The organism is Fusibacter sp. (assembly GCF_057447755.1).
Window position 1 is genome coordinate 1 of sequence record NZ_JBVBZF010000004.1, and the last position, 20,362, is coordinate 20,362.

Annotated in this window: 20 protein-coding genes; 2 read left to right on the top strand and 18 right to left on the bottom strand. The window is 39.8% G+C overall.

Going from position 1 to position 20,362, the window contains the following annotated elements:
* Positions 1-1,337, top strand: a 1,337-nt coding sequence (locus AC220I_RS03310; protein WP_486722396.1) for an L-cysteine desulfidase family protein, incomplete at its 5' end; no start/stop codon positions are given.
* A 198-nt stretch (positions 1,338-1,535) separates the two neighbouring features.
* On the opposite strand, the gene lon is transcribed toward AC220I_RS03310, so the two are convergent.
* From lon to AC220I_RS03325, 3 genes are all read right to left on the bottom strand, one after another.
* Positions 1,536-3,911, bottom strand: a complete 2,376-nt coding sequence (lon, locus tag AC220I_RS03315; protein ID WP_486722397.1) for an endopeptidase La — start codon at positions 3,909-3,911, stop codon at positions 1,536-1,538.
* Positions 3,912-3,936: 25 nt separating this feature from the next.
* The gene (locus tag AC220I_RS03320; RefSeq protein ID WP_486722398.1) at positions 3,937-4,365 is read right to left on the bottom strand and encodes a MarR family winged helix-turn-helix transcriptional regulator; all 429 of its coding nucleotides are present in this window, start codon (positions 4,363-4,365) and stop codon (positions 3,937-3,939) included.
* A 253-nt stretch (positions 4,366-4,618) separates the two neighbouring features.
* Positions 4,619-4,750, bottom strand: coding sequence for a hypothetical protein (locus AC220I_RS03325; protein ID WP_486722399.1), 132 nt, complete (start codon positions 4,748-4,750; stop codon positions 4,619-4,621).
* 190 nt (positions 4,751-4,940) lie between these two features.
* Between AC220I_RS03325 and AC220I_RS03330 the strand changes: the two genes are divergently transcribed.
* Positions 4,941-5,891, top strand: coding sequence for a helix-turn-helix domain-containing protein (locus AC220I_RS03330; protein WP_486722400.1), 951 nt, complete (start codon positions 4,941-4,943; stop codon positions 5,889-5,891).
* Positions 5,892-5,997: 106 nt separating this feature from the next.
* Here the strand turns inward: AC220I_RS03330 and AC220I_RS03335 are convergent, their stop codons facing one another.
* The 15 genes from AC220I_RS03335 to AC220I_RS03405 all read right to left on the bottom strand — a co-directional run bounded on the left by AC220I_RS03335 (position 5,998) and on the right by AC220I_RS03405 (position 20,293).
* Positions 5,998-7,737 (bottom strand): NADH-dependent [FeFe] hydrogenase, group A6, encoded by a 1,740-nt coding sequence (locus AC220I_RS03335; RefSeq protein WP_486722401.1) that lies wholly within the window; start codon positions 7,735-7,737, stop codon positions 5,998-6,000.
* A gap of 17 nt (positions 7,738-7,754) precedes the next feature.
* Complete coding sequence (locus tag AC220I_RS03340; protein ID WP_486722402.1) at positions 7,755-8,987, bottom strand: complex I 51 kDa subunit family protein; 1,233 nt, start codon at positions 8,985-8,987, stop codon at positions 7,755-7,757.
* Entirely contained in the window at positions 8,987-9,457 is a 471-nt protein-coding gene (locus AC220I_RS03345; RefSeq protein ID WP_486722403.1) for an NADH-quinone oxidoreductase subunit NuoE family protein, read from the bottom strand. Before AC220I_RS03345 ends, AC220I_RS03340 begins: the two co-directional genes overlap by 1 nt.
* Before the next feature lie 201 nt (positions 9,458-9,658).
* Positions 9,659-9,922 carry an HPr family phosphocarrier protein gene (locus tag AC220I_RS03350; protein WP_486722404.1) on the bottom strand — a complete coding sequence of 88 codons (264 nt, stop codon included), beginning with the start codon at positions 9,920-9,922 and terminating at the stop codon, positions 9,659-9,661.
* A gap of 56 nt (positions 9,923-9,978) precedes the next feature.
* On the bottom strand, positions 9,979-11,697 hold the full coding sequence (gene ptsP, locus AC220I_RS03355; protein WP_486722405.1) for a phosphoenolpyruvate--protein phosphotransferase: 1,719 nt from the start codon (positions 11,695-11,697) through the stop codon (positions 9,979-9,981).
* Between the two features lie 16 nt (positions 11,698-11,713).
* The gene (locus AC220I_RS03360) at positions 11,714-12,667 is read right to left on the bottom strand and encodes a sugar-binding transcriptional regulator (RefSeq protein WP_486722406.1); all 954 of its coding nucleotides are present in this window, start codon (positions 12,665-12,667) and stop codon (positions 11,714-11,716) included.
* A gap of 15 nt (positions 12,668-12,682) precedes the next feature.
* Positions 12,683-13,384, bottom strand: a complete 702-nt coding sequence (locus AC220I_RS03365) for an L-ribulose-5-phosphate 4-epimerase (protein ID WP_486722407.1) — start codon at positions 13,382-13,384, stop codon at positions 12,683-12,685.
* Positions 13,385-14,233 carry an L-ribulose-5-phosphate 3-epimerase gene (locus AC220I_RS03370; protein ID WP_486722408.1) on the bottom strand — a complete coding sequence of 283 codons (849 nt, stop codon included), beginning with the start codon at positions 14,231-14,233 and terminating at the stop codon, positions 13,385-13,387. It lies immediately after the preceding gene.
* A gap of 15 nt (positions 14,234-14,248) precedes the next feature.
* Complete coding sequence (locus AC220I_RS03375; RefSeq protein ID WP_486722409.1) at positions 14,249-14,902, bottom strand: 3-keto-L-gulonate-6-phosphate decarboxylase UlaD; 654 nt, start codon at positions 14,900-14,902, stop codon at positions 14,249-14,251.
* Positions 14,899-15,186: a PTS sugar transporter subunit IIB gene (locus AC220I_RS03380; RefSeq protein ID WP_486722410.1), complete on the bottom strand. Its 288-nt coding sequence runs from the start codon at positions 15,184-15,186 to the stop codon at positions 14,899-14,901. Before AC220I_RS03380 ends, AC220I_RS03375 begins: the two co-directional genes overlap by 4 nt.
* A 52-nt stretch (positions 15,187-15,238) precedes the next feature.
* Complete coding sequence (ulaG, locus tag AC220I_RS03385) at positions 15,239-16,303, bottom strand: L-ascorbate 6-phosphate lactonase (protein WP_486722411.1); 1,065 nt, start codon at positions 16,301-16,303, stop codon at positions 15,239-15,241.
* A 41-nt stretch (positions 16,304-16,344) separates the two neighbouring features.
* Positions 16,345-16,788: a PTS sugar transporter subunit IIA gene (locus AC220I_RS03390; protein WP_486722412.1), complete on the bottom strand. Its 444-nt coding sequence runs from the start codon at positions 16,786-16,788 to the stop codon at positions 16,345-16,347.
* A gap of 52 nt (positions 16,789-16,840) precedes the next feature.
* Entirely contained in the window at positions 16,841-17,701 is an 861-nt protein-coding gene (locus tag AC220I_RS03395; RefSeq protein WP_486722413.1) for an HAD family hydrolase, read from the bottom strand.
* 338 nt (positions 17,702-18,039) lie between these two features.
* Positions 18,040-19,458, bottom strand: a complete 1,419-nt coding sequence (locus tag AC220I_RS03400) for a PTS sugar transporter subunit IIC (protein ID WP_486722414.1) — start codon at positions 19,456-19,458, stop codon at positions 18,040-18,042.
* Positions 19,459-19,687: 229 nt separating this feature from the next.
* Positions 19,688-20,293 (bottom strand): GNAT family N-acetyltransferase, encoded by a 606-nt coding sequence (locus AC220I_RS03405; RefSeq protein WP_486722415.1) that lies wholly within the window; start codon positions 20,291-20,293, stop codon positions 19,688-19,690.
* Positions 20,294-20,362 lie beyond the last annotated feature (69 nt).

Below are 20,362 nucleotides of genomic sequence, written 5' to 3' on the forward strand. Positions count from 1 at the left end.
AAGAACACAATTTATGGGAGCGTGAAATGATGAAAACTACTTCGAATGAAATTCAAAATTTAATACTGAGCACTCTTCAAAGAGAAGTTGCCCCTGCCATGGGCTGCACTGAGCCAGTTGCCGTTGCGCTTGCAGTTGCAAAAGCCAAGGAACTTCTCGCAGATCGTGCAATTCTTGAAAGTATACAAGTTTCTGTGAGCCCCAATATTTATAAAAACGGTTTGGCAGTGGGAATTCCGGGCACTAGAGAGGTAGGACTTGTCATCGCTGCAGCACTTGGCTTTACCAGTGGCAAAAGCGAAAACGATCTCAAAGTACTCTCTACGGTCAATGATCAAGACCTCATACAGGCTAAAAAACTCATCACAAGTGGCGCTTTAAAACTTGATATAAAGGATACTGCTAATAAAATCGATATTGATGTCACCATAAAAACCACGACATCTACCTCGAGGGCTGTCATCATGCACAGACACAATCGCTTTGTCTATCTTTCCTCTGATGATCAAATACACCTTGATGAAATAGGCGGGAACACTTGTACAATTGAAGAAAATCCCCTTTATGAAATCTCAATTTCTGAAATCGTCACTGCCATAGAAAGTATGCCATTTGAGTCATTGGCCTTCCTAATTGAAGGTGCAACCATGAATCGCTCTGTGGCAGAATACGGATTAACCCACGATGCGGGTATGAGAGTGGGTCGAACACTCATGAATTCCAATTTCTATTCTGACGATCTTTCTTCTAGAGCAATGATATTAACAGCAGGCGCTTCAGATGCAAGGATGGACGGTATCAGCCTTCCTGTAATGAGCTCAAACGGGAGTGGCAACAACGGTCTCACAGCTATTTTACCTATTGTAGCCTATAAGGAACTCTATAATATCGACGAAAGTCATTTGGCAAGGGCTATTGCTATGAGCCACATCGTCAACAGCTATATCAAGAATGCCATTGGCAGATTATCAGCACTTTGCGGATGTGGTGTAGCGGCTGGTACAGGTGCTTCCGTTGGACTCGCATGGCTAATGGGGGCTACTAAAGAACAGCTCAACAGTACGGTAAAAAACATGCTCGCAAATACAAGTGGCATGATTTGTGATGGTGCAAAGGTTGGTTGTGCCTTAAAGCTTGCAACTTCGGCATCGGCAGCCGTTCAGTCTGCTATTTTGGCCACAGCTGATATTTGTGTTCCTACCTTTAACGGCATCATCGGCGATACCGTTGAAAGAACCATCGACAATTTACGCATCCTATCCAACGAAGGCATGATGCGAACGGATGAAGTCATGCTGGGTATTATGAAGCAAATGCAAACAGAACTGCAAGCTTAGTTTAAAGTGTCATATAAATGCCCACTGAGCATGCCACTTCTCACTTCTCTTTTCCTACTGTAAACTTAAAAAAGCGAGCGTCCTGATGGCTAAACGTCTCAGGTCACTCGCTTATTTGATTGTCTTTCATTTGGTAGATGTCCGGATTATGATTTTAAAAAATCTAGGTTTTGTGTATTTTATAGGACGCATATTCCGCTACAAAGTATTATGTGTCTCACCGAAAGTAGGCACCTGTAGCACTTGCTCGGATGGTAAATCTAGATCAAAGAGCTCCTTAATGACCTCCTCAATGGTCTCCATTGGCTTAAAGACAATGGCATCAGTGACTTCACTTGGAACGTCTTTTAAATCCTTCATATTTTCGGTAGGGATCAATACCTTTTTCACACCAGCTCGATGGGCTGCTATAATTTTTTCTTTAATACCACCCACTGGCATCACCATACCTCTTAAAGTTACTTCACCCGTCATAGCAATATCCGACGGCACCTTTCTACCAAGGACAAGTGATGAAATTGCACTAAAAAGAGCAACGCCTGCAGAAGGACCGTCTTTCTGAATCGCGCCTGATGGTACGTGAATATGAAGGTCCTTTTTAGCGAATTCAAAATTTGTCGTTTGGAATGCCAATCTTGATTTCACAAGACTAAGTGCAATCCTTGCAGATTCCTTCATCACATCTCCCAATTGCCCAGTCAAGATCATCTGACCATTCCCTGGCATAAAAGAGCCTTCAATGAAGAGGATGTCTCCACCAACTGGTGTCCAAGCAAGTCCTGTAACAACACCCACTGCATTGTTTTTACCAATTTGATCATGTCTTGCTTTTGGTCTTCCAAGAAATTCTTCAACCTTAGCTTCGTCTATGACAAGTGGCAAATCTACTTCTCCAAGGACGATTTTTTCAGTTGAAACCCTAGCAAGACCTGCAAGTTCACGCTTTAGCCCTCTAACGCCAGCTTCTCTTGTATAATCATTAATGACTTTGAGAATGGCCTCATCGCTGTATTGTAATTGGTAATCGCTTAAACCATGATCTTCAAGGACGTTTTTAACAAGATGGTCCACAGCAATGTGGAATTTTTCCTGATTGGTATAGCTTGAAAGCTGAATGATTTCCATACGGTCAAGTAGTGGTCCTGGAATACCTCTAAGACTATTTGCAGTAGCGATGAAAAAGACATCTGATAAGTCATATGGCACTTCCAAAAAGTGGTCTGCGAAGGAATTATTTTGCTCAGGGTCAAGGACTTCCAGAAGGGCACTGGCTGGATCACCACTGTTACCTACCATTAACTTGTCCACCTCATCTAGGATGAAAACAGGATTGGTTTGCCCAGCCTTTTTCATGCCCTGAATGATACGCCCAGGTAGTGCTGCCACATAAGTTCTTCGATGACCTCTGATTTCAGCCTCATCTCTAATACCACCAAGGCTCATTCTCACATAAGGTCTATCCAGTGCTGTCGCAATACTTTTACCCAAGCTTGTTTTACCAGTCCCAGGAGGTCCCACAAGCAATAAGATTGAACCTTGTTTTTCTTTTTTGAGCTTCATCACAGCCAAGTGCTGTATGATTCTATCTTTGACTTCTTTTAGACCATAATGCTCTTGGTCCAAAATCTTTCTCGCTGCTTCTATGTCAATTTCCTTTGCTTTATGCTTGCCCCAAGGCAATGTCAACAACAATTCCAAATAATTGACGACAACATTACGCTCAGCACTCTGTGCTGAAAGACCTTCAAATTTAGCCAGCTCATCATAAGCCACTTTTTTCACATCTTCTGGCATTAATGAAGTCTCTATGCGTTCTCTGAAATCCTTTTTCGATGAACCACTTTCAGTTTCGTTAAGTTCTTCCTGAATTGCTTTTAACTGTTCACGTAAAAATGCTTTTCTATAGTTCTTATTGGCCTCAGTTGAAAATTTTTCTGAAATCTCTTTTTGGAAGGCATAAAGCTCTTTTTGCTTAATCAAGAGATCTATCATCTTCATCCCTTTTTCACTGTAGCTATAAGCTTCAAATACGGCCTGCTTATCCTCGATGTTAACCTGCATGTACTGTAGCAAAATACCACACAAGAGCGGCAAATTATCAAGCTCTTCAATATATTGAATAAAAGGTTCAGACCCTTTGAAATAAACACTGATTTCTTTTACCAAGGACTTAATGGTCTTCAGCATTTCTTTTAAAGTCATTTCATCCAAATCCACCACATCTTCATCGAATGAATAAGATGCCTTTAATTCACCTTCAAACTCATAAAATTGTTCTATTTTAGCTTTTTCAAGTGCCATGACGTCAAGCACATAGAAGTCGTTTTCCAGTTTAATGCTCTTAACTGTTAAAATAACGCCTTTTTTATAAAAATCGCCCACCTGATATTGGTGTGAAGGTTCAGTCTTCTTCACTGTAATGCCTAGGGCATAATAGGAATCCTCCATTAGACTTTGTTCTAAATCTCTTTTGGGATCCTTAGCAATTCTTATGGTGATTTCAGTCCCTTTAAAAAGAACCATATCCGTTATACCAAGTACATTCAGGGTTTTATTAATTTCTTCTCTTCTCATATGAAAGCCTCCTCTCACATAGTCTCTATTTTGTTAACTTCTCAAGTAATATCATCAGAGTCTTTATTTCTTCAGCTTCCAGTTTCTGATAGATGACATCTACTAAATTTCGATAGCTCAATTGGTCTAGTCTTGCCAACTGCTCCCCTTTTTCGGTTAAGGTGATGTAGTAGATACGGCCATCCATAGTGCACTGGTGCTTCATGATGCAATCTAACTTTTGTAATTTATGAACCGTTTCTGTAACCGTTGGTTTTTTTAATGCCATAATCTCAGCAAGATTACTTATGGTCGTTGCTTCAAGGTCGTCAATAACTTTCAAATAAGCCAGTTGTTTCATGGTCAACTGATCTGTACCAAGATCACGGACGAGCTCAAAAGCACACTCTCCTTTTAACTCCGCCAGTTCTGCCAATAGGGCTTCAAGTTTTAAGCGTGAATTTTCATTTTTCATGTTCAACCACTTCCTTAAATAGTTAGGTCCTTACTAACAAATTATCACATTCCCATTTTGACTTCTTACATATTTCATGTCCAAATTGTTACAAATCATTGAACAAATGACCTACAAAAAAAGAATAAACCTCCCTAAACTGATGAAAACATCAATCTAAAGAGGTTTATGAATTGGCAGTAATGCTTATAATAGTACTGGAAAGTTTAAAATTGTAAGGTTTATTACTGCCAAATGGTAAACTTTATTGAATTTATACGAGTCTCGGAACATCCTCACTCTCTCCAACAAAAACACCATTGTCATTTTGTACATACAGTGTTGCAACTCCCGCGTTTGTTAGAATAGTAAGTGCTAAAAGGACCATAGCCAATTTCTTTTTCATATTGTTTCTCCTCCAAAATGTATTTTTCAATAGCATTTTATTAGGAAAACAGAGTCTTTAGTCCCGATGTCAATCGGGATAATTATCTTTTGAAAACAATATGAAATCTTGTATTCAGCACATGTTTATTATAAACTAGAACTACTAAACAAAACCCCGATGTCAGTCGGGATTTTACAGGAGGCTTTAAATGTTTGCTTCTTATGATTTAATAGAATTTGGCAATCGATTAAAAGAAATTCGAAAGAAACAGGGTATCTCACAAGCCCAGGTCAAAGAGATCGTAGGCTTGAACGAGGATACCTTAAGGAAAATTGAACACGGCAACGTCTTGCCACGTTACGATACATTAGAACTGATGTCGCTCGCATATAAAGAAGATCTCCTCAAACTACTCCAGTCTTATAGAAGCAATCAAACCCTAACTGACTTATATGAGCATACCGATCAAATCATCACAGCATATACCCTTGAAAACTTGAACAATATCAAAGCTCAGCTCTCACAGTTTAAAACCCAAAACCTATCAGACAATACTCTATACAACACACTTGAAATTGAACAATTTGAGCTTTATTTAGAAAGCCTTCGCATCTACTTTGAGGGCAATATTGTCAAGCGAAATCAAGCCTTTGGTTTTTTACAGGAAGCACTAAACAAGACGCTCATAAATTTTTCACCCTTTAACTTTAGAAAGTACAAATACAATTTTTTTGAAATCCGAATTTTGCTCTTTCTTGGCATCGTACTATACGACGTCAAGCAGGAAGCCCTAAGCAACCAAGTGCTGGAGTTCTGTTTAAAGTACCTGCTTCAAAGCTTTACACTTGAAGAAAAAATTCAAAAATTGGTCATAAAGGTCTATAATAACCTCGCATATAACTATCACCTATCCAATCAGCATAAGAAGGTCATCCAAACTGCTGATGACTGCATCGACTTTGCCACTTCCCACAACAATCTCTACGGCCTTGCCAACATTTACTATCGGAAGGGGATCTCTGCTTTTAGACTGAAACGAGAGGATTATCTTGATCTCTTGAAAAAGAGTGTCATGTTATGTGAAATCTCAGGAAATCATGATCTTGCGGCACTTTATAGACAAGTAACGCTCAAATATTACAATATTCTCATTGAATAGACGTTCTTTTACAAAAAAGCGCTCAATAGCCACTCGGTTTGATTCCCGAGGCCACTGAGCGCTTTTATTATATTTTATATTTTATTGAGAACAAACAATCTGATCACTAATCTCTTCTTTGATAAGACGTGTGCAAAAGATGATGTGCCTTATGACTGTTTGGCGCATCCAAATAGGTTTCATAAAGCTTCATTACCGATGGATTGTGATGAGATTTTCTATAGTGAAGCACATTGGCGTCCTCATGGTAGAGGGCTTTTGCCCTTTCTACCCTAACATCCATATGCATCTTGCCCTTTGCGTCCACTATAGGTTGACCCCCACCGTTTACACACCCGCCTGGGCAAGCCATGAGTTCTATAAAGTGATAATCCTTCAATTCACCCTTTGACAACTTTTCCATAACCGTTCTGATATTCTTGCCACCATGTGCTATGGCAATCTTTGCAGTGAATTCTGGTGTCACTTGAATTTTAGCCTCTTTAACCCCCTGCACACCTCTCACAACCGTATAATCGATCTCCTTGATCTCAGTGCCGTTCATGATATCTGCAACTGTTCTGATTGCCGCTTCCATGACACCACCTGTCGCACCGAATATGACAGCAGCTCCAGTTGAGTCCCCATAGAAATCATCAAATTTTTCATCTGATAGATATTTAAAATCAATCCCTGCTTTTTTTATCATCCGGCCAAGTTCTCTGGTGGTGATACAGTAGTCTACATCTCTTATGCCATCCACCTCAAGCTCACCACGTGCCACTTCGAACTTTTTCGCTGTACACGGCATAACCGATACAACCTTCAACTTTTCAGGATCAATGCCATTCAATTCTGCATAGTGGCTCTTGAGCAAGGCTCCCATCATATTCTGAGGCGATTTGCAGGATGAGATATGTGGAATTAGCTCTGGGTAAAAGGTTTCTGCGAACTTGATCCAGCCTGGTGAACAACTTGTAATTAATGGCAAGTGTGCCCCTGCCTTAACTCTGTTAAGAAGTTCTGTGCCTTCTTCTAATATGCAGACATCTGCTGCAAAATCTGTATCAAATACCTTGTCGAATCCAAGTCGTCTTAGGGATGCCACCATTTTGCCAGTTGCAGGTGTCCCCATTGGCAAATCAAAGACTTCTCCAATTGCGGCTCTTACTGCCGGGGCGGTTTGAACAATCACCGTCATGGTAGGATCGTCAATTGCATTTTGAACGTCGCTTATATTATCCTTCTCTTTAAGCGCTCCCACTGGGCAATTCACTATACACTGACCGCAGTTGATACAATCAGATTCAGCAAGTTGTTTTTCATAAGCAGGCCCTATATGCATGTCCACACTTCTGCCGATAAAGCCAAGTGCACCCACATCTTGCTGGTTCTGACAGACTGAGACACAACGGCCGCACAAGATGCATTTAGACTGGTCTCTAACAATGGACGGTGAAGAAGTATCCACAGGTTCTGCATTGAAGTGCTTCTTAAAATGACTGTCTTCAATACCGTAGATCATGGCCAAATTCTGTAGTTCACAGGATTGTGACCTCACACAAGTTGTACATTCTGCATTGTGATTGGCAATAATCATCTCTAAAATCGTTTTTCGCTTGTCCCTTATCTTAGGCGTATTGGTCTTTATCATCAAGCCTTCTGAAACTGGATAACTACAAGCTGTTTGAACTTTACCACCGCTGGTCTCAACGATACAAACTCTACACGCACCAATGCCGTTTACATTTTTCAGGTGACAAAGCGTTGGAATTAAAATACCCGCTTGCTTTGCAGCCTCTAAAATAGACATATCATCCGGCACTGTAATCTTGATTCCATCAATTGTAACATCACAGTATTTCATCCTTAAAGCCCCCTACTTTATCTGATATTTTTTAAAAATGTACTTTCAAAATACTGGTATCCCGTCTTAAAGGGTACCGGTTCAGTCCTGCCACTGCCGCAAAGCGATGCTTCAGACATCATATCTAAAATGTCCTGATACATTTTTAGGTCTGACAGGGTTGCTGTTTTTGCTTTAAGCTTTCCAAGTATAATCTCAAGCTGACGATTACCCTCCCTGCACGGCACACATTTGCCACAGCTTTCGTGTATAAAAAACTGGCCTACATTTTCCAAATAATCTATTATGGAATCGTCTTCATCTGCAACCACAATGGCACCTGAGCCTACACTCACTTGTTTGGCTTTCAGCGCTCTATAGGTAAAGGGGGTAGACAAGCATTCTGGTGGAAGGATACCACCTGATGCCCCTCCAATCTGCACAAAGCCAACATTTTTCCCATCTTTTACGCCTTCAGCCAATTGGATAATTTCTTCAATTGGCGTTCCAAAAGGGACTTCAAAGACCCCAGGCTTATTGACCTTGCCAGAAACACTCACAACTTTCGTACCTGGACAATCAGGACTTCCCAAATCGACAAACATGGTCGTACCAAATTTCAAAATTGCCGTGATCGCAGAAAGCGTTTCAACATTAATGACTAAAGTCGGATAATTTAGATAACCCTCCTGCTTTACATATGGCGGTTTAGACCGTGGCCTGCCACTTTTACCTTCCATGCTCTCACACATGGCAAACCCTTCACCGCAGACATAAGAACCGGCACCTGAAAACAAAGACAATTCAAAATCAAAGCCTTGTCCTAGTATATTTTCGCCTAAAAAACCAGCCTCCTTACACTTCAAGATTGCAGTACATATCTGTTCATGCATCCAATCGTATTCTTCACGGCAGTAGATCACACCCTCTTTGGCGTTGGTACAGTATGCCACAATGACCATGCCCTCTATAAGCTGATAAATATCATTTTTCAACAGTTCCCTATCCTTGAAGGTCCCAGGTTCACCTTCATCTGCATTGCAGATTACAAATTTACGATCCCCTTTTTCCACGCGTGCCTGTTCTATTTTACGACCTGTGGGATACTCAGCACCGCCACGCCCCTGCAGGCCAGATTCTTTAATCTCCTCTATAGCCGCAAGTGGTCCCATTTCAATGACCTTCTTGAGCGCTTTAAAGCCGTCAAGCTTGAGATATGCCTCTAGCGACTTACCATCATATTTTCCGAAGTTTGCAGTGATAAAGTTCATTACATGTTCCCCCTTAACGCACTAATAATGCCCTCTACTTTTTCCTTATCCAAATTACCATAGACCTTATGACCGATCTTGATTGCCGGTGATACATCACAAGCCCCAATACATGGTGTCAGTTTAATCGTAAACAGGCCATCTGAAGTCGTTTCACCTGCATTGACTTTTAAGGTATCCTTAAACCATTCCAAAACATCATTAAAACCATTGAGTTTACAAACAGTCGTATTGCAGATCTGTATTACATATTTCCCCTGTGGTTTGTGAGATAAGGCTGCAAAATAGGTAACCACCTCGTAAACTCGACTCAAGGGTATATTGAGCTTATGTGCCACATAGGTCGCCACCTCCTCTGAGATGTAGTTTTCCTCCTCTACAGATTGAACCTTGAGTAAGATTTGTAATAAGTTTACTGAATCGTACTGATAAGCACCCAGTATTCCGTCAATTACAACTTGATCAATCATTTTAACGCCTCCCCATATTCATTTTCACGATGTTCGTTTGTTTATTAACAAACTATATTGTACAGATTTCTGTACATAATTTTATTATAGCCTACTTGTTTTAAAAAATATAGAAGTTGTCGCAATATTCAGTTAATTTTTAAAAAAATAAATGAACACCATATTTATGTGTTCATTTATCATTGATTGCTTATTGATATATTATGCAAGACCTTCTGATGCCAAAAGGCTCTCAATTGCCGCTATCGCATCACCTTCATCTGCACCTTCTACACTGATTTCCACAGTCTGGCCATTCTGAATGCCCAATGACATTATACCCAGTACTGATTTTAAATTGCCAATTCTGCCATTTGCATTAACTTTAATATCAGATTGGAAGCGTCCTGCTTCCTTTGCCAAAACTGAAGCAGGTCTGGCATGAAGTCCTGCTGGATCTGCAATAACAAATTTTAATTGTTTCATTTGCCACCTCTTTTTTCATTTTAACATCATAAACTTTTCTTATATTTTGTTATGATTTACTTTTGATTCTCAAGAAAGGCTTCAACTAGTTGTTTGACCGCTTCATTGGAATCCAATTCTAGCGCCTTTTGGACCAATGCCTTTACTTCACTTTGTTTCAAGCCTGAAATAAGCTCTCTAGCTTGCAAAATGCTGCTTGCACTCATGCTAAATTCATCGAGACCAAGACCAAGAAGCAGTGGAATTGCAATTAAATCGCCAGCCATTTCACCACACATCCCCGTCCATTTACCTGCCTCATGAGATGCTTGGATGACATTTTGAATCAAACTCAATAATGCCGGGTGATAGGGTTGATACAAATAGGCTACCTGCTCATTCATTCTGTCTGCTGCAAAAGTATATTGAATTAAATCATTGGTGCCTATTGAAAAGAAATCAACGACTTTTGCAAATTGCTTTGCCATAACTGCTGTTGATGGTATTTCCACCATAATGCCAATTTCAATATTTTCACTAACAGCGATGCCCTCTGCCTTTAACTTGTCCTTTATCTTTAATACAAAGGCCTTGGCTCTATTGAACTCCTCAATAGTCGCAATCATTGGAAACATTATTTTTAAATTACCGTGTACACTTGCTCTTAGCAAAGCCCTTATTTGAGTTTCAAATAGGTCTAATCGGTCAAGGCACAATCTAATGGCACGATGTCCAAGAAAGGGATTAAGCTCATCAGGGAGGGGTAGATAGGGTAATTTTTTATCGCCACCAATATCTAAAGTCCTGATTACAACTGGCTTTGGTCCCATACCTTCAAGTACTTTTTTATATGCTTCATATTGAATTTCTTCACTTGGCACCTCTAATTGATCCATGTATAGAAATTCTGTTCTATAAAGACCTATGCCCTCGGCGCCATTGGCTAAGACTTTATCTAAATCCTTTGGTGCCCCTATGTTTGCAGCGAGTTCAACATGCACTCCATCTAAAGAGAGGGTTTCAAGACCCGCAAATAACTGACGCCTCTTCTTTTGAACCTCAAATTCATGAATTGCTTTAATATATTCTGCCTTAACTTCAGGTGAAGGATTAATAAAGAGTTCACCCTTTACCGCATCTAATATAATGATGTCGCCATCACTGGTGTCCTGAAGAACCGTATTTGTACCTACAATTGCAGGTATTTCCAAGGTTCTCGCCATGATTGCACTATGACTTGTTCTACCGCCAATATTTGTAGCAAAGCCCTTTACAAAGTTTTTATCAAGCTTGGCTGTATCCGATGGCGTTAAATCCTCAGCGATTAAAATAACTTCCTCATCAATTGACTCAATCGATTTAAGGTTCACACCACAAATTGCATTCACAACTTGTGCTGAAATGTCTCTGATGTCAGCAGCACGTTCTCTCATGTAGGCATCTTCCATATTTTCAAACATATCTATAAAAAACTGGCTGACCTTTGAAAATGCATTTGCAGCGCTTTCCTTTTCATCATTAATGCGTTGAAGGGTCTCCCATCGCAACGAAGGGTCTTTCAGGATCTCAAGATGGGCTTCAAAGATTGCCGCATGATCTGCCCCCAGTTTCAATCTCGTTTTTTCAGAAAGCGCTTGAATATCCTTACTGACTGCAGAAAAAGCCCTATCCAAGCGTTCTATTTCTCCAGCAGAGTCGCCATTATGATGCATTTCAAAGCTAAGTGGTTTGTTTTCATATCGATACGCCTTGCCAATGACAATCCCTTGGCTGGCAGCTATTCCAGAAAGTTTCACATTGCCTCCTAAGCATTTACTTTTTACGGTTTAGTTCCAAAATGGTTTCAAGTGTTTCATGGTCTGATACAAGTGTGTTGATATAACCGCCCCTTAAAGCTGCTAAAATTGCCTTTGCCTTGCTTGGACCACCTGCCACCAATAAAATATTTTCATTTTTTTCGATGTCTTTAGTCTGAATGCCGATGACATTATCATTGACATCCAAATCCAAGAATCGTCCTTGGTCGTCAAAAAAGTGAGCACAGATAAAGCCAACACCGCCATTTTCCTTTATTCTAGCCTGTGTATTGCCTTCAACGTAAACATCCCAGAGCACAGCAGGTATGCGGCTATCGATTGCCCCAATACCAGATAGGATAAGATCACAATTCTTAATCATGTTCAGTGATTGCTGAATCACAGGGTTAGCAATTAAAATTTCTCTCGTTTGCTTATCTGGCATGTAGATGGGTGCTGGCAATGGGAAAAATCTGCCGTTTAACTTTGAGGATAGTAGATTGCCAATACTGAGCATATCCGTATCGTCCATGTCATAACTAAAGGCGCCGAACAACTCAACAATCTTTAAATCCTTAATGGCTTTATTTGGCAATTGATTGACCGTATTTCTCACTGATCTTCCCCAGGATATTCCGATTGTCATGCCCTCTTTTACCTTGTCTATTAACTCAAAAGCACCAGCTTTTCCAATTTCTCTAAGGGTGTCTTCATTCTTTTCAAGTGTTCTCACCGCGATTACTTTTGGAATATTGAAGGTTCTCATGACATCACTTTGAAGATTGGCAAGTTCATCACTATGATAATTAATCTTGATGTCTACAATATTGAGTTCGCGAGAGCGTTTTAAAAGTCTCGACACCTTAGGACGAGAGAGAAAAAGCTCTTTTGCAATTTCGCTCTGAGTTTTTCCTTCTAAATAGTAGAGTATCGATACTTCAATTAATAATTGTCTTTCATCTTGATCCATCATCATCACCTAATTTCATTTATTTGATTGCCCATAGTAGGCTGTTTTACCATGTTTTCTCAAGTAGTGCTTATCCAATAAGAACTGGTCGATCGCATCAATGTCACGGTTTAATTTCTCTGTTCTATAAGCCATTTTAGCGACTTCTTCCATCACTTTTGCATTATGAACCGCATCCCTTGGGCTTTTTCCCCATGTAAATGGACCGTGGTTGAAAACGATAATACCAGGGACTTCAACTGCTTGATATCCCTTGTTTGTGATCGTTTCAATTATAACATTTCCAGTTTCATATTCATAGTTGCCTTTGATCTCGGTTTCATTTAGTTTGCGTGTACATGGGATTTCACCGTAGAAATAGTCTGAATGCGTGGTGCCATAACATGGAATAGCCCTGCCGGATTGCGCCCATGAGGTTGCCCACTCAGAATGGGTATGAACCACACTCCCAATTTGATCATAAGCCTTATAAAGGGCCAGATGCGTCGGTGTGTCTGATGAGGGTTTAAGGCTGCCTTCGATGACGTTCCCCTCCAGATCAACGACAACCATATCAGCCACCGTCATCTTATCATAATCAACACCAGAGGGTTTAATGACAACTAATCCAGCCTCTCGATCGATGCCACTGACATTTCCCCAAGTATAGATTACCAATCCCTGACGAACCAATTCAAGATTGGCTTCAAAAACAGTTTGTTTTAATGCCTCTAGCATTTAGCCACACATCCTTTCATATAGCCAAGCTTTTGCATCTATAAGTTGCCTTAGTGTCGTCTCCGTTGTTTGTGAATTTGTCTCATCTGCCCACATTTCAACCAAAAAGGGCCCTTGATAATTGAGCTTTTCTAGTGTGTTAAAGAGCATACTGAAGGCAACCGTACCCTCACCAAATGGCACACATTTGAATTTACCTGGTTTGGTATCCTTAAGATGGATGGCAACGATGTCCTTAAACCCAAGCGCAAGCTCAAGTTCAGGCATATCACTCCATTGTGTCAAGTTTCCCAAATCTGGATAGATTTTTAACCATGGCGACTTAATTTGTTCTATATAATGCAAGCCCTTTTTTATAGTCCCCATAAAGGGTGTATCCATTATTTCTATAGACAGCATGACATTTGCGCGTGCCGCCTCTTTTACAGCCTCTTTTAAACCCTCAACAAACCATTGCTCAGTTGCACTGTCCTGTTCTTCATAATAGACATCGTAACCTGCCAACTGGATATTTCTGATGCCTAAATCCGAGGCAAGCTCAATGGCTTTTTTCATAATCCATTTTGCTTTTTCTCTTATTTTAGGGTCGTGACTTCCAAAGGGATATTTTCTATGACCACTCAGACACATGGATAGAAAATGAAAATTCTCCTGGTCCATAATTGTTCTAAGCTGTCGTCTTTCGTCCTTTGACCACTCCAATCTTGAAAGTCTTTCATCACTTTCATCAATTGAAATTTCCATAAAGTCATAACCTGCTTCTTTTGCGATTTTTATTTTTTCTTCAAAGCTAAAGTGATTGGGAATTGCTTTTTCATAAATACCGATTGGATTTTCTCTTAAACTCATGAAAACCTCTTTCCACTAAGCCCAGTACTTCAAGATTTCATCTTTGAGCGCTTTAGCCGCATCTTTTGGAACTGCTGCGTCTCTAATGCTTCTACCTGCAATAAAGCAATAAATAGGAAGCCCTGAAAATAACTTGATATCCTCAAGCGCCAAGCCACCTGTAACGGTCACCTTGAAACCCATCTCACATAGCTTGCTAATTTTATCAATATCAGCTGGGCCCCAGTTGACACCTGCAGCTTGAGCATCTCTTGAACGATGATACACAACTTGTTCTAGACCAGCATCTCGCCACTGGTTGGCCTGTTCAAATGTCCAATCCCCATAGAGTTCAATTTGAACATCCTTGTCACTTCCCATTTCTTTTGCAACAGAAAGCATGCCAGTCATGGTAGGAATTTCAGCACAACAGATAACCGTCATCCAGTTTGCACCTGCGCCAAAGCACTGTTTCGCAAGCAAGCTGCCTGCATCTGCCCCCTTGATATCTGCTAAAATAGTCTTTTCTGGATAAAGTGCTCTTAAGCATCTCACCGGTTCAAGTCCTTCTGCCACATGTAAAATCGTACCCACTTCGATAACATCAATCACATCGCCAATATCTCTAATAGCCTCTAGTGCATCCACCAAAGAGGTATTGTCCAGTGCTACCTGTAACTTTGGAATCATACTTCCTCCTCCAAAGCTTTTGTGACTTTTTCCTTGATTTCCTGCTCGGAGAGTAAATTAACCAGTCCAACCACTTTGGTTTTATTTGTCACATTAAATTCTTTGACAAAGGCTTGAGAAACCAAAACGAGATCAAAGTTTTTCGCATCACTTTTTGCTTGACCAACGCTTGAATGGTGAACTTCAAACTTAAGCCCCATCTCTTTTAAAACTTTCTCGATTTTCATTTTAATGATAAGACTAGAGCCCATTCCATTTCCACATGCCGCTAATACTTTTAACATTTAAACGCCTCACTTTCAAATTTATGATTATTGAACAGTTGATTGTAGTTTTCTATAACATTGAAATAAAAGGTAGATCCGGTTCAATTGCAAAGGCATCCTCAAATCCTCTAGGGTGATGATATTCCAGTGCATTCTTATCGTTTGGATAAATAAACTTGCCACCTACTTCCCAAATAAAAGGTTTAAATTGATATTTGAGTCGATCCTTTCTCATATGCCATAAGGTCAAAATCTCCTTTGGGTCCGCCATAAAATTGGTCCAGATATCATGGTGGATTGGAATAACAACTTCTGTATTTAGACATTCTGCCATTCTAAGCATGTCAATTGATGTCATTTTATCCGTCATACCTCTTGGATTTTCACCATAAGATCCAAGTGCCACATGGATGGTATGGTCATTCCCATGTTTTGCATAATAATTTGAATAGTGTGAATCGCCGCTGTGATAGATGTTGCCACCTGGGGTTTTGATCAAATAGTTCACTGCTAATAAATCCATCTCTTGAGGCATTTTTCCCTTAAGTGTAACCCCCTTAGGTGCCGTTACAAGTTCTGTTCGATCAAACGAATCCAGTGCAACAATTTCTGTGTCCTTAATCTTAATGATATCGCCAGGCTTCATCACTATACATCTTTCAACTGGAACACCCCAGCTAACCCATAAGTCAACACACGCTTGAGGCCCTATAAAAGGCACTGTTTCATCACAGTTTTGCAAAACCGCCGCAGCAACATTCTCGTCAATATGATCACCATGGTCATGTGTTGATAAAACCGCATCCAGTTTCTTGATTGCAAAAGGATCAATGACACATGGCACATTTCTAAGGTTGGGTTGAAGTTTTTCGCAACCAATCATTCTCTGATGTTGGTGCTGTTTCTTCATCATACCCTCTTTAGAAGACTTCTTGCCTGTCTTAACCCAAAGATCAATGAGGATATTGGTATCACCCTCACTTTTAATCCATAAGCCCGTACAGCCTAACCACCACATAGCTACCGTACCTGGTTTAACTTCTTCATTTTCTATTTCCTCATTAAGCCATGTTCCCCATTCAGGAAAAGTACTTAATATCCATTTCTCTCTTGTAATCTCACTAACTTTGCTCATATTTTTCTCCTATTGTCATCTATTTGTGCAGATTCGCAGAATCACTCATTAAAAATCGAAACGATTTCCTTGGCTGTCTTTGCACTGAAAAGTGCTTTGTTTTTATCTTCATCAGAAAGTGCCATTACGATATTTTGAAGCATTTCGAGATGTGTTTCAGCATTTACACACGATAAAGTGATCAATACCCTTGAATGATGCTCCTCAGCCTCTGAAAAAATTACAGGTTCAGATACTCTTAAGATACTAAAGCCCACCTTTTTTGACCCAGCTTCTGGCCTTGCGTGTGGCAGTGCAATATCAGGTGCAATACAAATATAGGGACCATGTTCATTTACAGAATCAATCATAGCAGTCACATATGCCTCTGAAACATAACCTTGTTCTACCAGTGGCTTTGCGGAGATTTTTATGGCCTCTTCCCATGTATCTGCACCCTCTATAAAATTTACCAACGTCTCATCTAATTGAAATCCTTTGACCATCGTTTTGCCTCACTTCCATCTTTTTCTTTTGCGTAACATTTATATCATTAGTCTACCCACCGGCTGAACATTTGTCAATTCTGCTCGGTGTTTTTGAACATTTGTTCACTTGTTTTAATATATAATGGCCGACTGCATATGCAATTCCGTTTTCATTATTGGTCAAGGTTACATGATCAACAATCTCTTTAACAGCTTCAACTGCATTTCCCATTCCGACTGAAACACCAGCATATTGAAGCATCTCGATGTCATTGTACTGGTCTCCAAAAGCAAGTAGATCCAGCGTCGAAAGTCCAAAGTGGTTTTGCAAGCATTCAAGACCCGTTTTCTTAGAACAACCGCTCGGCATAATATCCAGAAAGGCTTGATTAGATTGAACCACTTCAAGAAGGTCCTCTTTCTCAAAGGTCTTTTTTAGCTGTGTATATTTTTCTAAATCCCTTTCAATAATCAACAGCTTAAAAACATCTTGTGAACAAGCTTTTTTTATATCCAATACAAAAGTCACTTTTTCATCCTCAGCTAAGGATTGATTTCTGTTCATAAAAAAAGCCACACGTTCATTCATATCTGAATAAATCGCATGATTGGTATAAGCCATCACCAAATGCTTGTGGTCTATACAGTAATCAATGATTGTCCTTACCTTATCTTTTGGTATATAAGATGCCGCTAAATACTGATTGCTTATGGCGTTTCCTACAACAGCCCCGTTACAAGTTATTATGGGTATCTTTATCCCCAATTTCTTCACATATTCCCTGATTAATATTTCAGGTCTTCCAGTGGCAATGGTAACTTCATAATCATTTTTTCTCAACTTATGAATTGCGTGCAAATGCTCTTCAGATATATTACCTTTCGAATCTAAAAGAGTACCGTCTAGATCAAAAACTGCTAATTTTTTCATTTTAATGCCACCTTACTCTCGTCACTTCAGAATGTTTTTACTAAGCCTGTTTGGGATTAAACAAGCCAAATTTCAGCTTTCGGCTCAAATTTTGTTGTATTTAAGAACATTTGAGCCACCTTCGATGTCTCAAACCAATTTTCGCTGACGCTGTTTGAGATTGAACATTTCTCATCACAGCTTTCGGCTCAAATTTTGTTGTATATAATCATTTAACGCCAAAACCCTGATTTGCCGCACCTAACCGCTTTTGAAAATTCTTGCTCAAAGCTGGGTGAAAACTAATGATTTACAATATAAAAGATTCCGAGAATAATCTCGGAATCTTCAGAAGGTTATTATTCTCTCATGGTTGTAAAATAATTTTCTGGATGACGCTTATATTGAAGCTGAGGTATAATCATCATTAGGACAATTGCTGCAATCGGCACGATAATACCAAATGCCTTAGTCAATAATGTTGTTCCACTGAATAAGGTTGCCCAGTCAAACATTCCCATCCATCCAATTACATTTGGATTCCCTTTTAAAACCGTTAACACGAGTGCTGAGCCTAGTACTTGAATCAATCCTGCAAAGAAAGGTATAATTGCAGCTGCTCTTCTACCGCCTGCCGCATTTGCAAATACAGCCAATGTACCATTGTCAAAGAACAAACAAATAAAACCTGCAATAATTAAAACTGGTGACTTTAAGATCACAAGTGTACCAATTGCAATTAATTGACCGAAAAATCCAAAGATAAAACCATAGGTTGGTGCATTTGGCGAATAACCAAAGGTTACGGCACAGTCAACCGCTGGCACTGAGCCCTGTAAAAGTTTATCTGAAATACCATTGAATGATGCTGTTAACTCCGCAACGAACATTCTGACACCTGTTAATATTATGGTGATATAAACCGCAAAATAAGCTGTTGTTTCAAATACATAAGTCCCAAACCAATACTTTGCTTTACTGTATTCAAAAGAATCTGGACCAAGAATAACCATAATGCTACCCACAAATACGGTCATTAAAATTACATTCGATACGATATTGTCGTTGAAGATTGAAAGCCAGCCTGGCATTTCCACATGATCCACTGAATGTGCTTTGTTGCCAATTTTTTTAGAAATTTTATAGGCAAGCCATGCGCCAAACATCTGTTGATGGCCCACTGTGAAGCCTGCACCATCCGTAACCTCTTGAGTTGCTTCAATAATGAGGTTGGACATAACAGACCAATAGGTTCCGATTAAAAATCCTGTTACAACAACCACAGGCATTGTAACTGCCACGCCAGCAACCCCTTCCAATACCCAATAAAGTGCCCAAAGTAATACTGCTGACTGCTGATACATGATATGGCCAGTTATAAACAATGTTCTCACCTTGGTCTGCTTTCTAAAAGCCACAAGGAAAATGTTCCATGCGAAAGCAATTAACATAACATAGCCCACATACTGAAGGGAACCCACTGAATCCAAAACCTCTTGTGCAGATGTTTGACCAAAATAAGGGTCAATTACAAATGCCGAAAGTCCAAATTTTGCTGTTAAGGATTCGATGATTGGCTTAAACACGGCAACCAAGCCGCCAGTACCTACTTGTAAGATCTTAAAACCAACATATGCTTTTATAAAACCTGCTGCTGATTCATAAACTTTTTTACCAAGTAGCAAATAACCTATAAAGACCACTGTACCCATTAAAAGTGGTGCTTGACCTAGAAATTTATTAACAAACTCTTGAAATAGAAAGACCAGTTGTTCCATTAATTCTTACCCCCTAAATTATTTAGAATAAATTTGACATCCCGGGAAGCAACACTTGGATTGCTTATGGTGATTATAGCAAAGACGTCGAACAAATGTCTATAGTTTGAGTTTTTTTGAACATCTGTTCATCATTTTTTTCATTTTCGTAACATTATAAAAAAAACAAAAGACTGATAAAGCTTTTAATTTCAATGCTTTTCAGTCTTTTTCAACTTATATTCATTTTTCAGCTGCCGCTCAACTCTGATTTGAACCGCACGCTCTTTTTAACGACATAATCCCCCTTGAACTGCCATTCCTCTTTAAGAAGGCCCATTTTGATTCTATCATAGTAGATTTCATCGACAACACAACCCCTTCTGATCCTGCCTTCTTCCACAAAACCAAGCCTGTTTCCCAGTCTAATGACTTTCTGATTTCCACTCCATGTGGTAAATCCCACGCGTTGAAGATTCAAAGTCTCAAAGAGATATTGGACCCAAAGTGCCAATGCTTCTTCCCCTATACCAAGCCCCCAATAGGCTTCTTCAGGAATATCGATGCCGATTTCAGTCATGTGGGGATCTTTTGCATCATGATAAACGACAACCCAACCCACGTGATGTCCATCAGAATATTCGATCTCCAAAAATCGATAGGGTTTTTTTCCGCCTTCCTGTAGCCATTTTTTTCGCCAATTGATCACAGCTGTAAGATTGCCAGACAACCAAGGTGCATCATATGACCATGCCCTAAGCTCAGGATTGTTCCACCTTTTATAATGTGACAAGTCTGATATTCTCGTCTTTCTCAACTTAACCTTTGCCCCCACAACAATATAACCATCTGGCATAATGCCTCCTCTGAATGACGCTTAATAATCATCAAGGAAAGAAGTACCCTAATGGATACTCCTTTAAAT

Coding starts and splice junctions, on each gene's coding strand:
- lon (WP_486722397.1), bottom strand. CDS start 3,911: ATGAGAAGAGAAGAAATTAATAAAACCCTGAATGTACTTGGTATAACG.
- AC220I_RS03320 (WP_486722398.1), bottom strand. CDS start 4,365: ATGAAAAATGAAAATTCACGCTTAAAACTTGAAGCCCTATTGGCAGAA.
- AC220I_RS03325 (WP_486722399.1), bottom strand. CDS start 4,750: ATGAAAAAGAAATTGGCTATGGTCCTTTTAGCACTTACTATTCTAACA.
- AC220I_RS03330 (WP_486722400.1), top strand. CDS start 4,941: ATGTTTGCTTCTTATGATTTAATAGAATTTGGCAATCGATTAAAAGAA.
- AC220I_RS03335 (WP_486722401.1), bottom strand. CDS start 7,737: ATGAAATACTGTGATGTTACAATTGATGGAATCAAGATTACAGTGCCG.
- AC220I_RS03340 (WP_486722402.1), bottom strand. CDS start 8,987: ATGAACTTTATCACTGCAAACTTCGGAAAATATGATGGTAAGTCGCTA.
- AC220I_RS03345 (WP_486722403.1), bottom strand. CDS start 9,457: ATGATTGATCAAGTTGTAATTGACGGAATACTGGGTGCTTATCAGTAC.
- AC220I_RS03350 (WP_486722404.1), bottom strand. CDS start 9,922: ATGAAACAATTAAAATTTGTTATTGCAGATCCAGCAGGACTTCATGCC.
- AC220I_RS03360 (WP_486722406.1), bottom strand. CDS start 12,667: ATGGATCAAGATGAAAGACAATTATTAATTGAAGTATCGATACTCTAC.
- AC220I_RS03365 (WP_486722407.1), bottom strand. CDS start 13,384: ATGCTAGAGGCATTAAAACAAACTGTTTTTGAAGCCAATCTTGAATTG.
- AC220I_RS03370 (WP_486722408.1), bottom strand. CDS start 14,233: ATGAGTTTAAGAGAAAATCCAATCGGTATTTATGAAAAAGCAATTCCC.
- AC220I_RS03375 (WP_486722409.1), bottom strand. CDS start 14,902: ATGATTCCAAAGTTACAGGTAGCACTGGACAATACCTCTTTGGTGGAT.
- AC220I_RS03380 (WP_486722410.1), bottom strand. CDS start 15,186: ATGTTAAAAGTATTAGCGGCATGTGGAAATGGAATGGGCTCTAGTCTT.
- ulaG (WP_486722411.1), bottom strand. CDS start 16,303: ATGAGCAAAGTTAGTGAGATTACAAGAGAGAAATGGATATTAAGTACT.
- AC220I_RS03390 (WP_486722412.1), bottom strand. CDS start 16,788: ATGGTCAAAGGATTTCAATTAGATGAGACGTTGGTAAATTTTATAGAG.
- AC220I_RS03395 (WP_486722413.1), bottom strand. CDS start 17,701: ATGAAAAAATTAGCAGTTTTTGATCTAGACGGTACTCTTTTAGATTCG.
- AC220I_RS03400 (WP_486722414.1), bottom strand. CDS start 19,458: ATGGAACAACTGGTCTTTCTATTTCAAGAGTTTGTTAATAAATTTCTA.
- AC220I_RS03405 (WP_486722415.1), bottom strand. CDS start 20,293: ATGCCAGATGGTTATATTGTTGTGGGGGCAAAGGTTAAGTTGAGAAAG.